Raw genomic sequence first — 13,355 nt, 5'->3', positions numbered from 1 at the left:
CGCGCATGATAACGGAGCTGTCGCCACATAGGCGTTATCATGCACCCCCTTTTTTACCAACCAGGCCCACTGAAATGACCGATTGGTCCCTCGACCAAGCCCGCAAGACCTACTCGATTCCGCATTGGGCGGATGGCTACTTCGACGTGGATCAGGCAGGACACATGGTGGTGAGACCGACTGGCCAGGACGGCCCGGTGGTGTCCTTGCCCAAGATCGTGGACGCCGCCCGAGAGGCCGGCGCCAAGCTGCCGCTGCTGGTGCGCTTCCCGGACATCCTGGGCCAGCGCCTGGGCAAGCTGCAGGCCGCGTTCGCGCAGGCCCAGGCCGACTGGGAGTACCCGGGCGGCTACACCGCCGTGTACCCGATCAAGGTCAACCAGCACCGTGGCGTGGCCGGCACCCTGGCCAGCCACCACGGCGAGGGCTTCGGCCTGGAAGCGGGCAGCAAGCCCGAGCTGATGGCCGTGCTGGCGCTGTCTCGCCCGGGCGGGCTGATCGTCTGCAATGGCTACAAGGACCGCGAGTACATCCGCCTGGCCCTGATCGGCCGCAAGCTGGGCCTGCAGACCTTCATCGTCATCGAGAAGCCGTCCGAGCTGAAGCTGGTGCTGGAGGAATCCAAGGCGCTGGATGTGAAGCCGGGCCTGGGCGTGCGCATGCGCCTGGCGTCGCTGGGTGCGGGCAAGTGGCAGAACAGCGGCGGCGACAAGGCCAAGTTCGGCCTGTCCCCGCGCCAGCTGCTGGACCTGTGGAAGTCGCTGCGCGACACCGAGTACGCCGACTGCCTGAGCCTGCTGCATTTCCACATGGGCTCGCAGATCTCCAACGTGCGCGACATCGCCAACGGCATGCGCGAAGCCACCCGCTACTTCGTGGAGCTCTCGCGCCTGGGCGCGAAGATCACCCACGTGGATGTCGGCGGCGGCCTGGGCGTGGATTACGAAGGCACCCGCTCGCGCAGCTTCTGCTCGATCAACTACGGGCTCAATTCGTACGCCAGCAACATCGTGCAGCCGCTGGCCAATGCCTGCGAAGAACACGGCCTGACCCCGCCGCGCATCGTTACCGAGTGCGGCCGCGCGATGACCGCGCACCACGCGGTGCTGATTGCCAATGTGTCCGAGGTGGAAGAGGCGCAGGAAGGCCGCGTGCCGGACCAGCACGACGACGAGCCGGCGGCGATCCGCCACCTGCGCGAGATCCATGCCGAGCTGGACGAGCGCCCGGCGGTGGAGCTGTTCCAGGAAGCGCAGCACTTCCATGCCGAAGGCCTGTCCAGCTATGCGCTGGGCCAGATCGACCTGCCGCAGCGCGCCCGCATCGACGACCTGTTCTACGCCATCGCCCATGCGGTGCGTGCGCGCCTGAGCTACGACGAGAAGAGCCACCGGCCGGCGTTGGACGAGTTGAACGAACGCCTGGTGGACAAGTACTTCGTCAACTTCAGCGTGTTCGAGTCGATCCCCGATGCCTGGGCGATCGACCAGGTGTTCCCGATCGTGCCGATCGAGCGCCTGAACGAGCAGCCGCAGCGCCGCGGCATCATTGCCGACATGACCTGCGATTCCGATGGCATGGTCAAGACCTACGTCGAGAACGAGAGCCTGGACAGCTCGCTGCCGCTGCACGCGCTGAACCCGGGCGAGAGCTACCGCATCGCGTTCTTCATGGTGGGCGCGTACCAGGAAATCCTGGGCGACATCCACAACCTGTTCGGCGATACCGACGCGGTGGAAGTGCTGGCCGACGCCGATGGCTACGCGATCACCCAGCAGCGCCGCGGCGACACCACCGACGTGATGCTGGACTACGTGGGCTACAGCCTGGCCGACCTGCGTGCCAGCTATGCCGAACGCGTGGCGGCGGCGAAGCTGTCGCCGGCGCGTGCACAGGAACTGTCCGACGCGCTGGAAGCGGGCCTGACCGGGTACACCTACCTGTCCGACGAGCCGCTGGTCTGAGCCAGCGGCACCCGCGTAGCGCCGGGCGCTGCCCGGCTGCTAGCTGCGGCACGCTTCCCGTTGCCGGGCATACCGCCGGGCAGAGCCCGGCGCTACGTGGCGGCTGGGTTTTCTTTTTCAACACGGCAGCCGGCTCATGAGCGCACGCGCGATCTTCCATCTGTTCCTGCATGCCGCCGTGCCGGCGTTGCTGGCGTGGATGTTTTGGCGCAAGCGCTTTCTGTCGGCGTGGGCGCTGCTGTTGCTGGGCTGGATCATCGACCTGGACCACCTGCTGGCCGACCCGATCTACGCCCCGAACCGCTGCAGCATCGGCTTCCATCCCCTGCATACCGCGCCCGCGATTGCGGTCTACGCGGGCCTGTGTGTGCCGAAGAAAACACGGTTGTTCGGCATCGGGCTGATCATCCACATCGTGCTGGACGCCATCGATTGCTGGTGGATGCACCAGGCGCGTTGAAACACCGACCATCCGATCCCCCGGTAGAGCCGACCGTTGGTCGGCTGACGTACACCACGGACACATTCGGCTGTTCGCGAAATGCAGCCGACCAACGGTCGGCTCTACCAGCATGGGCACGTTCGATTGTTCGCGAAATGCAGCCGACCAACGGTCGGCTCTACCTGCACGGGCGCGTTCGATTGTTCGTGAAGTGCAGCCGACCATACGAGCGGCCGCGATTTCAGCCCGGGTAGAGCCGACCGTTGGTCGGCTGACGTACACCACGGGCACGTTCGATTGCTCGCGAAATACAGCCGACCAACGGTCGGCTCTACCAGCACGGGCGCGTTCGGTTGTTCGCGAAATGCAGCCGACCAACGGTCGGCTCTACCAGCATGGGCACGTTCGATTGTTCGCGAAATGCGGCCGACCAACGGTCGGCTTTACGCGCATTTGGGTCCGGTAGGGACCACCGCCGGTCAGCCCGCCGGCAACGTCAACGTCGCCCTCAACCCCGGGTGGGTATTGGCCAGCACCAAGGTGCCACCGTAACTTTCGGCGATGTCCGCCACGATCGCCAGGCCCAGGCCGCTGCCGGCCGCGCGCTGGTCCAGCCGCACCCCACGCTCAAGCACGCGCTGCAACTCCGCATCCGGCAACCCCGGGCCATCGTCCTCCACGCGGATGTGCAGTTTGTTGCCCTCGTGGCGCACGCTGACACGCACCGTATGCGCGGCCCACTTGCCGGCATTGTCGAGCAGGTTGCCGAGCATTTCCTCCAGGTCTTCGCGTGCCCCGGCAAACAGGCCCTGCGCATCCGGGTCCTGGTCGAACACCAGCCCGCGCTCGTTGTGCACGCGCTGCATCAAACTGCACAGCGCGCCCATCACCGGCGCCACCACGGTGCGCTGCTGGCTGTCGGCGCCGATCCCGGCGGCCAGGTAGCGCTCGATGCTGGCCTGCATGCGCGCGGTTTCGCTGCGCAGGGTCTGGCGCCAGTCGCTGCCATCGCCCTCGGCTTCGGTCATCAGTACCGTCAGCGGCGTCTTCAAGGCATGTGCGAGGTCCTCGGCACTGCGGCGCGCACGCACCACCATGCGCTGATGGTGGTCCAGCAGGTCGTTGAGCTGCACCGCCAGGGGCGCCACTTCCTTGACCAGCCCCTGCTGCGGAAAGCGCACGTTCTCGCCGTTGCGGACCTGGCCGGCGATGCGGCTCAGTTCGGCCAGCGGGCGCAGGCCGTAATGCACCTGGGTGACCAGCACCGCGAACCACAGGGCCACCAGCACGGCCAGCGCCAGCGCGGTGCGCTGGCGGAACGCGCTGACCTGGGCGTCCAGGTCGCTGCGGTCGGTGGCCACCACCACGCGCAGCGGCGTGGGCACCCGCGGCAACGTGACCTGCTGGGCCAGCGCACGCAGCGGGGCCTGCAGCGGGCCGGTGGTGTCGAAGGCCTGCGCCGGCCCGGTGCGCAGCGTCGCCGGAGTGGTCAGGGTTTCATCCCACAACGAGCGCGATTGCCCCAGCGGTTGGCCCTGGGCGTCCTGCACCTGCCAGTAGGTCCCGGAAAACACCCGCTGGTAGCGTTCGTCGAACAGTTCGCGGCGCAACTGCAGGCGGCCCTGCGCATCGCTTTCGGCCAGCGCCAACACGGCGATCAGCTCGTTGCCCAGGCGCTGGTCCAGTGCGTTGCGTGCCGAACGCTCGTACATCGCCCCCAGCCACCACGTGGCCAGCGCCGACACCAGCACCAGCCCCACGCCACCGGCGAGCAGTAGGCGGGTACGCAGCGAACCGGTGTTCATGGCTGCGCCGACAGGCGGAAGCCCTGCCCACGATGGGTATGGATGAGGTCGCTGCCCAGCTTGCGGCGGATCCGTCCGATCAGCACGTCCAGCGTGTTGGAATCGGGGTCGAAGCCGGCCTCGTACACGTGCTCGCCCAGCCGCGAGCGGCTGATCACCACGTCGGGATGGTGCAGGAAGTAGCTCAGGATGCGCTGCTCCTGCGGGCTCAGGTGCAGCAGTTCGCCGTCCAGTTCGAAGCGGCCGGCGTTGACGTCCAGCAGCAGCGGTCCGCATTGCAGGCGCGGGCTGGCGTGGCCGGCGCTGCGCCGGATCAGCGCGCGCAGGCGCAGCAGCAGCTCTTCGGGCTGGAACGGTTTGGTCAGGTAGTCGTCGGCGCCGGCATCGAAGCCGGCCAGCTTGTCGTGCCAGCGGGCGCGGGCGGTCAGCACCAGCACCGGGAAGCCGCGCCCGGCCTGGCGCCAGCGCTCGATGATGCTCAGGCCATCCAGCCCGGGCAGGCCCAGGTCGACCACCGCCGCAGCGATGTCCTCGATCTGGCCCAGCTCTTCGGCCTGGCGGCCCTCGGCGCTGTGCAGCACCAGGTAGCCGGCTTCTTCCAACAGGGCCTGCAGCCGGTTGGCCAGCAGGGCATCGTCCTCGGCAAGCAGGATCCGCATCAATCTTCTTCCATCTTCAACAGGCGCCCGGTAGCGGCATCGTAATCCAGCTCCATCACCACGCCGTTGGCGCCGAGGATCTCGATCTCGTACTTGCCGTCGTCCAGCTCCACTTCCACCAGCGTGCCGGGGTAGCGGCGCAGGGCGTCGGCCACCACCTGCTGCAGCGGCACCAGCCGGCCCTGGCGCACGGCCTGGCGCACCGCTTCCTGCTGGCGGCTGCCGCCCTCGTGCACGCGCATGGGCTCCTGCGGGCTCAAGGCCAGCAGCACGGGCAGCAACAGGGACGCGGCAAAAGTCATGCCTACGGTATACGCGGTGTGGTTAAACACTGCCTAACAGCCGGGCTCATGGTCCGCTTAAGTGCGCTTGCCAGACTGGCGGTGCCGGAATCGACCGGCCCCTTCTGGAGACCCCCATGAACAAGCTGATCCTGGCCGCCGCCCTTGCCACCGCACTGGTGTCCACCCCGGCCTTCGCCGCCGAACTGAGCGCTGCCGATGTGCAGGCCAAGCTGCGCGCCGCCGGTTACACCCAGGTACACGAGCTGGAACGCGACGACGGCCTGTGGGAAGCAGACGTCACCCGTGCCGATGGCAGCTTCGAAGAAGTGATCGTGGACCCGGCCACCGGCGAGATCTTCGACCCGCGCAGCCCCCGCGCCCTGCTTGATGCCGGGCAGATCCTGGCCGTGGCCCAGAAGGCTGGCTTCCGCCAGGTGGAGTCGTTCGAACGCGACGGTGCCACCTGGACGCTGGAGGCCCGCAATGCGCGCAACCAGCGCGTGGAAGTGCGCATGAGCGGCCACGACGGGCGCGTGTTGTCGAGCAAGCGCGAAGGCTGGTGGGACTGAGCCCCGCGCCGCCGGTAATGCGGATGCAGAAACGGCCGGGGTGACCGGCCGTTTCGCTGTGGTGCGTTACCTCACCAGCCGTACGGCGGCGGGTAGTCCCAGTAGCCCGGACCGGGGCCGTAGCCGTAACCGCCGTACCCACCGTAGGGGCCGAAGCCCGGACCCTTGCCCTCGCTGACGCGGATGTTCACGTTGACGTTGTGGGTCTTGCCTTCGTCGGTGGTGTAGTTCTTGTTGAGGTTCAACTCGGCCGCGTTGTAGTGCGTATTGCCGAAGTTCTTGGCGTAGCCGATGCCGGTGGTGATGCTGCCGTTGACCCGCAGCTTGTCGTCGGTGACATCGGCGATGCCGTTGGCCGCACCCCGGTCGCTCAGGCGGCGGCCGCTCTTGTCGCCGTAGAAGGTGCCGGGCGGGTCGCCGCGCAACGAGCCGTCGCCCAGGTACTGCATGGGCGCCTGCGGGACCGCCAGGTTGAGACCGGTCGCCGATTGCGGGCCGGTGGCCCCGGCCGCGGACTGGGCCAGGGCAACCCCGGGGGCAAGCAGGCACAGCAGCAGCGAAAGCGAGCGGATCATGATGGGCTCCGGAACAGACGGGCGGCACGCAGGCCGCCGACAGCGCTGACGCTATCACTGGCTGCTTGAACGATGCCTGTCATGGCAGCGCCTCCAAGGGAACTTTACTCCAGCCGCTCAAACCCGAACAGCGCCGCCAGCGGGTGCTTGCGGCGTTCGATGCGGGCGCGCAGCAGGCCGGCGCCGATCATCGAATAGGTGATGCCGTTGCCGCCGTAGGCCATGCCGAACAGGACTCGCGGGCCCCATTGCTCGTGGGGGCCGAAGAAGGGCAGGCCGTCGGCGGTTTCGGCAAAGGTGCCGGCCCAGGAGAACGCCGGCTGCAGCGGCAGGTGCGGGAACAGCTTGCCCACCTTCTTCAGCAGGCGCGCGGCCTTGGCTTCCACGCGCCGGTCGCGCCGGGCCGGAATATCCACCGCATCGTCCTCGCCGCCGATCAGCAGGCGCTGGTCGCCGGTGCTGCGCATGTAGAGGTACGGCCGGGCCGATTCCCAGACCATGGTCTGGGCAAGTGGCCCCAGCAGATCCTCCGGGATCGGGTCGGTGATGAAGGCGTAGCTGCTGCGGTTGCGCGCCACCGAGGGCTTCAGCCACCGCTGGTTGGCGTAGCCGGCGGCCATCACCACATGGCCGCAGCGGATGCGCACGCCCTCGACGGTGGTGGCGGTCACGCCGCGCGCGGTGGGTTCCAATGTGGCCAGCGTGGTGCGGTCGTGCACCTGGCAGCCGTTCTTCTGCAGCCGCGCCAGCAGGCGGTAGGTCAGGCAGTACGGGTCCACGCGGGCGGCCAGCCCACTGAGGATGGCCCCGGGCGCGTCCAGGCTGAATTCGTCCTGCACCGCGTCACGGTCCAGCCAGCGCACGTCGAAGCCATGCCGCTGGCGCAGTGCGAATTCTTCCTGCAGCACCGCCCGGTGCCGGCGTTTGCTGGCGTAGTACAGGCTGTGCATGGGATGGCAGTCCACCCCCTTGAGCCCGCGCGCCACCTCGCGCAACGCGGGAATTGCGTCGGCACAGGCCTGGTAGGCCTGCACGGCGGCGGTTTCACCGTACTGCCGGGCCAGGTCGATCAGGTGCGTATCGATCTCATACTGCAGCAGCGCGGTACTGGCGGCGGTGCTGCCCCAGCCGATGTCGCGTTGTTCGATCAACGCGACATCGTGGCCGTTGGCGCACAGTTCGTTGGCGATCAACGCACCGGTGATGCCACCGCCCACCACCAGCACATCGCACTGCAGGTCGTCGCGCAGGGGCGGGAAGGCGTGCATCAACCCGTTGCGCACCGCCCAGAACGGGTAACCACTTTTGAGGTCCATGCGGGGCTCAGGCGGTGGGGTGGCCGGTATGCGGGGTCTGGATCAGCGGCCCCAGGTCAAAGCCCTGCTGACGGGCCTGGGCCAGGTAGTGGTCCTGCACGGTGGTATCCAGGGTAGGGGTGCGCGCCAGCAGCCACAGGTACTTGCGGTCGGGGCTGCCGACCAGCGCGACGCTGTAGTCCGGCGCGACCTGGATCACCCAGTAGTCGCCCTTGGTGAAGGGAATCCAGCGCAGGCCCTTGGGCAGGAAGCTGACTTCCAGCCGCGCGCTGTCGTTGTCCACCGGGCAGGCTTCGCCTTCGGCCTCTTCGATCTCCCCGTCCATGCGGCAGCGGTTGAGCACGGCCACGTGGCCGTTCTCCTTCAGGCTGTAATGGGCCGACACATCGGTGCAGCCGTCGGGCTCGTGCTTCATCGGCAGGCGGGCGATTTCATACCAGGTGCCCAGGTAGCGCGGCAGCTTGAGGTCCGGAACGGTCTTGAGGTCGGCGTGTGTGTTCATGGGAGGCGCGAAGAGAGGGTGCAGCCACCATGCCGCGCCCACCGCCACGGGTAGGTGAAGCCCGCGCAGGCGCGGCGTGGAGAACGTTGCGTTGCCCGTGCGTGATATACCGGCGTGGCAGGCGGCGCTATTGTGTGGGCGGGCGATGCCTGCCTGTTTTCACTGCGATGGAGGTGCCGATGTACCACGTGATTCTGCTCAAGAGCCCGACCGACTTTGCCCGCGCGCGCTGGGAAGCGGCCGAGGATGTGGTGGACCACGAGGGCGTGGCGTACTCGCTGCGCGCTGGCCCACGCCAACCGCTGCCGACCGACCACGCCTGGGACGAGGTGGCCGTGTATGCGCCCGATGAGATCAGCGAAGAGGAATTCCAGGACTGGTATGCCAGCCTGCGGCCGCAGGTGGAAGAGCTGCGCCTGAAGTACTGAAGGCGGAGTGCCGGGTGCATACCCGGCGTGAACGCACCCCGGTTTATAGTTCGCGCAGGCGCGGTGGTCCGCGCGAATCCCGTGGTGCGCCGGCTTGTCTTCCCGTTCATTCCGTTCCTTCCTCCGGCCGCTGGCCTGGTTGATGCTGTGCACCTGGTTGAGCATGGCGCCCCTGGCGCTGGCCCAGGGCGATGATGCCGCCGCCGATGATCCGATTGCCCAGCTGGCACAAGCCGGCAAGGACCTGAAGCAGATCCAGGCCGCGGTCGAGACGGCCGATACCCCCGATACGCTCAAGACGCTGTCCGACCGGGCGCTGGCCGTCCAGCGCGACGCCGATGCTGCGCGCAATGCCCTGCAGCCCGAGCTGGAGCAGGTGGATGCCCGCGTGGCCCAGCTGGGCGAGGTGGTGGAAGGCACCACCGAGGCACGCGATATCGCCGCCCAGCGCAAGGCGCTGAACCAGCAGCGCAGCGACCTGGCCTCGGCCATTGCACGGGCCAAGCTGTTGGCCGGTGATGCGAAGCAGGTGGGCGCGGATATCGAGAAGATGCGCGTCACCCAGTTCAGCGAGGACCTGGCGCGCAAGGTCAACTCGCCGCTGTCGCCATCGTTGTGGAAGCAGTTCGCGGTGCACGTGCCGGCCGACTACTCGCGGCTGGTGGTGCTGTACCGCCAGGGCGAGACCGCGGCACGCAAGGCGATTGCCGAACACGGTTGGGGCGCGCCGCTGACCGGGCTGGCGCTGGCGCTGTTGATGTTCTTCCCGCTACGGCTGTGGCTGCGCGCCGCAGGCCGCCGCTACGCCGCCTCCGAGCGCGCGCCCGACGGGCGCCTGCGCCGGTCCGGGCTGGCGGTGTGGCTGCTGGCGGTGGGCACGCTGCTGCCGGGCTTCGCGGCGGTGGTGCTGGTGGCTGCGCTGGACTCCATCGGGGCGATTCCGCCGCGGTTGCAGCAGCTGGCGCTGCATTTCCAGGTGGCCACGTTCGTGGCGACCTTCATCACCGCGCTCAGCGCCTGTCTGCTGGTGCCCAAGCGACCGTCCTGGCGCCTGGTGAGCCTGGATGACACCGCAGCATGGCGGCTGCGCAAATACGCCTGGGGCGCGGCGGGGCTGACCTTCCTGAGCATCCTGCTGGTGGAGATCAACCGGGCCTCGCGCACCAGTGCGATCACCACGGTGGCGGTGGACGGCCTGATCGCGATCACCTACATGGCGCTGATCGTGGCCATTCTGGTGTCGCTGGCGCGCCTGCACCGGCGCCAGACCGACGAGGCGCAGGCCAAGCTGGACGCGCAGGTCGACGCCGGGGCCAAGCAGCCCAAGGCGCCGGTGCGCAGGAGCGGCTGGATCGTGCTGGCGCGGCTGGCCGGGCACGTGGTGGTGGCCGCGGCGGTGATCGCCACGCTGCTGGGCTACCTCAACCTGGCGTTGTTCGTGGCCCAGCAGCTGGTGTGGGGCGCGGTGGTGCTGCTGGCCGCCTCGTTGCTGCTGAAGTTCGCCGACGACCTGTCGCTGTGGCTGCTGTCGCCCACCAGCCGGGTGGGCAAGAGCATCGTGCTGACCACCGGGCTCAACGATGCCAAGGTGGAACAGGCCGGCGTGCTGCTGTCGGCGGTGCTGCGCATCGGCGTGATCCTGCTGGCGGTGCTGGCGTTGACCGCGCCGTTCGGCAACCTCAATACGTTCTTCAGCGCCATGGACTCGCTGTCCAACGGGCTGACCATCGGCACCACCACGCTCAAGCCCAGCAGCGTGCTGTATGCGGTGCTGGCCTTCCTGGTGGTGTGGGCGGTGATGCAGGCCTTCCAGAACTGGCTGACCAACACCTACCTGCCCAAGACCGACCTCGACGCCGGGGCGCGCAACTCGATCAGCACCGTCACCCGTTACCTGGGCATCATCGCGGCGGTGCTGTGGGGACTGACCGCGCTGGGCATCGGCTTTGAAAAGCTGGCGTTGGTGGTCAGTGCGCTGTCGGTGGGTATCGGCTTCGGCCTGCAGGCGATCACCCAGAACTTTGTGTCCGGCCTGATCCTGCTGGCCGAGCGCCCGGTGAAGATCGGTGACTGGGTGAAGCTGGGCGACCAGGAGGGCGACATCAAGCGGATCAGCGTGCGTTCCACCGAGATCCAGGTGGGCGACAAGTCCACCTTGATCGTGCCGAACTCCGAACTGATCACCAAGACCATCCGCAACATGACGATGGGCAATGCGCAGGGGCGCATCCAGATCCAGTTCGCGGTGCCGCTGAGCACCGACGTGGCGGCGGTGCGGCAGATCCTGCTGGACTGCTACACCGAACACGTAGGCGTGCTGGCCGAGCCGGCACCGTCGGTGTTCATCGATTCGATCGCCAACGGCCAGGTAGCGATCAACAGCTTTGCGTACGTATCCGGCCCGCGCGCGGTATATGGCGTGCGCAGCGACCTGTACTTCACGATGCTGCAGAAGTTCGCGGCGGCGCATATCGCGCTGTCCTCGCCGACCGACATCCACCTGGTCCGCGATCCGGCCGCGCCGCAGGAACCGCAGGGTTAGGCGACAACCCTGTCGCGGTAGGTACCGACCGTTGGTCGGTACGAATCCCGGCGATGCCGCGGCATGCCGACCAACAGTCGGCATGCCGCATTCTTACCCGCGGTTGCCGCGGCGCGAGGGCACCAGGGCGAAGTTGTCCACGGCCAGCTTCTCGGCGTGGTTCAACCACGCGCGGATCTCCAGGTCGTCCACTTCATGGTCCAGGCCGAACGGCACGCTGATGCGGCCTTCGGCATCGGGCTGCACCCACTGCTGGGCCACCACCACCTTGCGCTGCGAGGACACCGCTTCGACCCAGAAACCGCGATCGGGCGACTGCTTGGCCACGAACTGCAGCATGTACTGGCCGGCGCGGGTGCGGCGGCCCTTCTGGGTGATCATGTGCGCCTGGCGGATGCTCGGGCGCGGGCCGTTGAACGGTTCCAGCGGGCCATCCACCGCAAAGCCGGTGCGCAGCGCATCGTCGCGGTACAGCTTGATGCCCTTGTCACGGTTGACCAGCATCGCGCACCAGTCGCCATCGGCCGAGCCGTCCTCGAATGCGGTGCAGCGGTCCACGTAAGCCAGCGTGTTGGCCGGATCGGCATCATCGAACTGCTTGGAGGTGTTTTCCAAGTACACCGACTTCAGGTCGAACTGCTTGTCGTACTCCAGCAGCACCGGCGGCTGCACATGCTGTAGACCGATCACCACCTGGTTGTCGTCATCGATGCGCAGCTGGCGGGTCTTGTCCCCCAGCCACAGCGAACGCGAGAAGGCCAGGTAACGCGGGTAGTCCTTGCCGTTGTCACGCAGCGCCGCCGCGCTGGCACTGTCGGTGCGCTCGGGATCCAGCAGCGAGCGGCCGAAGCCGATCGCCTTGATGCCCGGGTCGATCAGGCTGAGCAGCGTGGCACCGGAATCCAGCGTGGAACCGGCGGTGGCCGCCAGCTGGCGCGGGGCGATGTCCTTGCCCAGGAACAGCAGCAGGTTCTCGCGCTTCTGCTTGGCCAGCACATGGCTGAGGTCGTTGGGCATGGCCAGGTGATCGGAGGCGATGACGATCAGGGTGTCTTCGCCATACGGGCTGGCCTGGATACGATCGACCAGCTTGGCAATCAGGCCGTCGGTGCACTTGAGCGCGTTGAGCAGGCCGATGTTGCCGTACTCGCTCTGGTAGCGGGTGCGCTTGCAGGCCACCGGCAGGTGCCCGGCCGGGTGGTGGGTGTCCATGGTGAGCGTGGTGAGCATGAACGGCTGGCCAGCCTTGGACAGCTGCTCGAAGCGGTCATACGCTTTGTCCAGCAGCACGTCGTCGTGCACACCCCAGGTGGAGAAGTGCGAGCGCGCCACCTTCTGCGTCTTGAACCAGGCCAGATCATCCACCGCGTCGAAGCCGTGCGTGGCCAGGAACTGGCCCTTGCCGGCGAACTGCCCGTTCGCGCCGCCCAGGTAGTGATTGGTATAGCCCTGCTGCTTGAGGTAGTCGCCCAGGCACACCGCTTCGGGCAGGAAGCTGCCCATGCGGCCCATGCTGTTCTCATCGTCCTTGGCGGTGGTCAGGGGCACGCCGCACATCGACGACACCAGGCCGGCGATGGTCCAGCCACCGCCCTCGGCAGACACTACACCGCGCACATCCAGTGCCTGGCCGGCCAGCCGGTTGAGGTTGGGCATCAGGCCGGGGAAGGTGGCTTCGTCGAGATAGGTGCGCTCCAGGCTTTCGCCGTAGATCCACACGATGTTGCGCGGCTTGGCCAGCGCCTGCTGCGGAATCTTGTACTCGGGCGCAATCACGGTGTAATCCACCGGGCGCATCTGCTGGTACAGGCGCAGGCCGTCGCTGTACAGCGGGCTCACCGCAATGGCCACCAGCCACATGGCGACGAACCCCCCGAATACCGCCTTGCCGTGTTCGATGCGGCGCCAGCGCTGCACACGTGCGGCCGCCAGCGGCAGCAGCGACACCAGCAGCAGCGCGATGTAGGCGGCGATGTAGCCCTTGAAATCCGCTACGCCCGCGCCCTCCATGTCGGCGCCCAAGTGATACAGCGTGGCCGCATTGAGCCCATCGCCGGACAACTTGTTGATCAACCACCACGTACTCAGCAGCACCAGCAGCACGGACATCAGGCTGGCCTTCCACCATATCCACTTGCGCGAGGCGAGCAGCAACCAGGAGAGCAGCAACAGAGTCAGCAGCAGGATCCAGAGCATCGGCGGTATCGGTAGTGGAGACAGTTGGTGATGGACGCCATGACGACGTATTTCCCATCCGACCGGCTGTCCA

General features: G+C 67.4%; 12 protein-coding genes. 5 read left to right on the top strand and 7 right to left on the bottom strand.

The features are described from left to right. Positions 1 to 74: 74 nt before the first annotated feature. The gene (gene speA, locus GQ674_RS18250; RefSeq protein WP_159498198.1) at positions 75 to 1,964 is read left to right on the top strand and encodes an arginine decarboxylase; all 1,890 of its coding nucleotides are present in this window, start codon (positions 75 to 77) and stop codon (positions 1,962 to 1,964) included. Positions 1,965 to 2,100: 136 nt separating this feature from the next. Then, entirely contained in the window at positions 2,101 to 2,424 is a 324-nt protein-coding gene (locus tag GQ674_RS18245) for a DUF6122 family protein (RefSeq protein ID WP_137190643.1), read from the top strand. 461 nt (positions 2,425 to 2,885) lie between these two features. Here GQ674_RS18245 and GQ674_RS18240 read toward each other — a convergent pair whose 3' ends face one another. Genes GQ674_RS18240 through GQ674_RS18230 form a run of 3 tightly spaced genes read right to left on the bottom strand, consistent with a single transcriptional unit; the run spans position 2,886 to position 5,112 of the window. Continuing rightward, positions 2,886 to 4,211 carry a HAMP domain-containing sensor histidine kinase gene (locus tag GQ674_RS18240; protein ID WP_159498197.1) on the bottom strand — a complete coding sequence of 442 codons (1,326 nt, stop codon included), beginning with the start codon at positions 4,209 to 4,211 and terminating at the stop codon, positions 2,886 to 2,888. Beyond that, positions 4,208 to 4,870, bottom strand: a complete 663-nt coding sequence (locus GQ674_RS18235) for a response regulator transcription factor (RefSeq protein ID WP_038685747.1) — start codon at positions 4,868 to 4,870, stop codon at positions 4,208 to 4,210. The genes GQ674_RS18240 and GQ674_RS18235 overlap by 4 nt, the downstream gene beginning before the upstream one ends. Further along, on the bottom strand, positions 4,870 to 5,112 hold the full coding sequence (locus GQ674_RS18230) for a PepSY domain-containing protein (RefSeq protein WP_328803887.1): 243 nt from the start codon (positions 5,110 to 5,112) through the stop codon (positions 4,870 to 4,872). Before GQ674_RS18230 ends, GQ674_RS18235 begins: the two co-directional genes overlap by 1 nt. Positions 5,113 to 5,288: 176 nt before the next feature. On the opposite strand from GQ674_RS18230, the gene GQ674_RS18225 reads away from it, so the two are divergent. Then, the gene (locus GQ674_RS18225) at positions 5,289 to 5,723 is read left to right on the top strand and encodes a PepSY domain-containing protein (RefSeq protein ID WP_159498195.1); all 435 of its coding nucleotides are present in this window, start codon (positions 5,289 to 5,291) and stop codon (positions 5,721 to 5,723) included. 71 nt (positions 5,724 to 5,794) lie between these two features. On the opposite strand, the gene GQ674_RS18220 is transcribed toward GQ674_RS18225, so the two are convergent. The 3 genes from GQ674_RS18220 to GQ674_RS18210 form a co-directional block, all read right to left on the bottom strand. Next, on the bottom strand, positions 5,795 to 6,298 hold the full coding sequence (locus tag GQ674_RS18220) for a hypothetical protein (protein ID WP_038685750.1): 504 nt from the start codon (positions 6,296 to 6,298) through the stop codon (positions 5,795 to 5,797). Between the two features lie 104 nt (positions 6,299 to 6,402). Continuing rightward, a complete protein-coding gene (locus tag GQ674_RS18215) occupies positions 6,403 to 7,614 on the bottom strand; it encodes an FAD-dependent oxidoreductase (RefSeq protein ID WP_159498194.1) in 1,212 nt (403 codons plus the stop codon). A gap of 7 nt (positions 7,615 to 7,621) precedes the next feature. Further along, complete coding sequence (locus GQ674_RS18210; RefSeq protein ID WP_159498193.1) at positions 7,622 to 8,116, bottom strand: lipocalin family protein; 495 nt, start codon at positions 8,114 to 8,116, stop codon at positions 7,622 to 7,624. A gap of 179 nt (positions 8,117 to 8,295) precedes the next feature. On the opposite strand from GQ674_RS18210, the gene GQ674_RS18205 reads away from it, so the two are divergent. Together GQ674_RS18205 and GQ674_RS18200 are read left to right on the top strand one after the other, a co-directional pair. Next, a complete protein-coding gene (locus GQ674_RS18205) occupies positions 8,296 to 8,544 on the top strand; it encodes a hypothetical protein (RefSeq protein ID WP_038691707.1) in 249 nt (82 codons plus the stop codon). A gap of 142 nt (positions 8,545 to 8,686) precedes the next feature. Beyond that, positions 8,687 to 11,086, top strand: a complete 2,400-nt coding sequence (locus GQ674_RS18200) for a DUF3772 domain-containing protein (protein ID WP_159499560.1) — start codon at positions 8,687 to 8,689, stop codon at positions 11,084 to 11,086. A 93-nt stretch (positions 11,087 to 11,179) separates the two neighbouring features. Here GQ674_RS18200 and GQ674_RS18195 read toward each other — a convergent pair whose 3' ends face one another. Then, the gene (locus GQ674_RS18195; protein WP_159498192.1) at positions 11,180 to 13,282 is read right to left on the bottom strand and encodes a phosphoglycerol transferase I; all 2,103 of its coding nucleotides are present in this window, start codon (positions 13,280 to 13,282) and stop codon (positions 11,180 to 11,182) included. Positions 13,283 to 13,355: the final 73 nt, after the last annotated feature.

Origin of the sequence: Stenotrophomonas sp. 364 (assembly GCF_009832905.1) — a bacterium.
Taxonomy (GTDB): Bacteria; Pseudomonadota; Gammaproteobacteria; order Xanthomonadales; family Xanthomonadaceae; genus Stenotrophomonas; species Stenotrophomonas maltophilia_AP.
The sequence above is the reverse complement of the archived record's forward strand: the minus strand, read 5'-3'. Positions and strand labels throughout refer to the sequence as shown.

Coding starts and splice junctions, on each gene's coding strand:
- GQ674_RS18205 (WP_038691707.1), top strand. CDS start 8,296: ATGTACCACGTGATTCTGCTCAAGAGCCCGACCGACTTTGCCCGCGCG.
- GQ674_RS18225 (WP_159498195.1), top strand. CDS start 5,289: ATGAACAAGCTGATCCTGGCCGCCGCCCTTGCCACCGCACTGGTGTCC.
- GQ674_RS18240 (WP_159498197.1), bottom strand. CDS start 4,211: ATGAACACCGGTTCGCTGCGTACCCGCCTACTGCTCGCCGGTGGCGTG.
- speA (WP_159498198.1), top strand. CDS start 75: ATGACCGATTGGTCCCTCGACCAAGCCCGCAAGACCTACTCGATTCCG.
- GQ674_RS18195 (WP_159498192.1), bottom strand. CDS start 13,282: ATGCTCTGGATCCTGCTGCTGACTCTGTTGCTGCTCTCCTGGTTGCTG.
- GQ674_RS18210 (WP_159498193.1), bottom strand. CDS start 8,116: ATGAACACACACGCCGACCTCAAGACCGTTCCGGACCTCAAGCTGCCG.
- GQ674_RS18230 (WP_328803887.1), bottom strand. CDS start 5,112: ATGCGCGTGCACGAGGGCGGCAGCCGCCAGCAGGAAGCGGTGCGCCAG.
- GQ674_RS18215 (WP_159498194.1), bottom strand. CDS start 7,614: ATGGACCTCAAAAGTGGTTACCCGTTCTGGGCGGTGCGCAACGGGTTG.
- GQ674_RS18200 (WP_159499560.1), top strand. CDS start 8,687: ATGCTGTGCACCTGGTTGAGCATGGCGCCCCTGGCGCTGGCCCAGGGC.
- GQ674_RS18220 (WP_038685750.1), bottom strand. CDS start 6,298: ATGATCCGCTCGCTTTCGCTGCTGCTGTGCCTGCTTGCCCCCGGGGTT.
- GQ674_RS18245 (WP_137190643.1), top strand. CDS start 2,101: ATGAGCGCACGCGCGATCTTCCATCTGTTCCTGCATGCCGCCGTGCCG.
- GQ674_RS18235 (WP_038685747.1), bottom strand. CDS start 4,870: ATGCGGATCCTGCTTGCCGAGGACGATGCCCTGCTGGCCAACCGGCTG.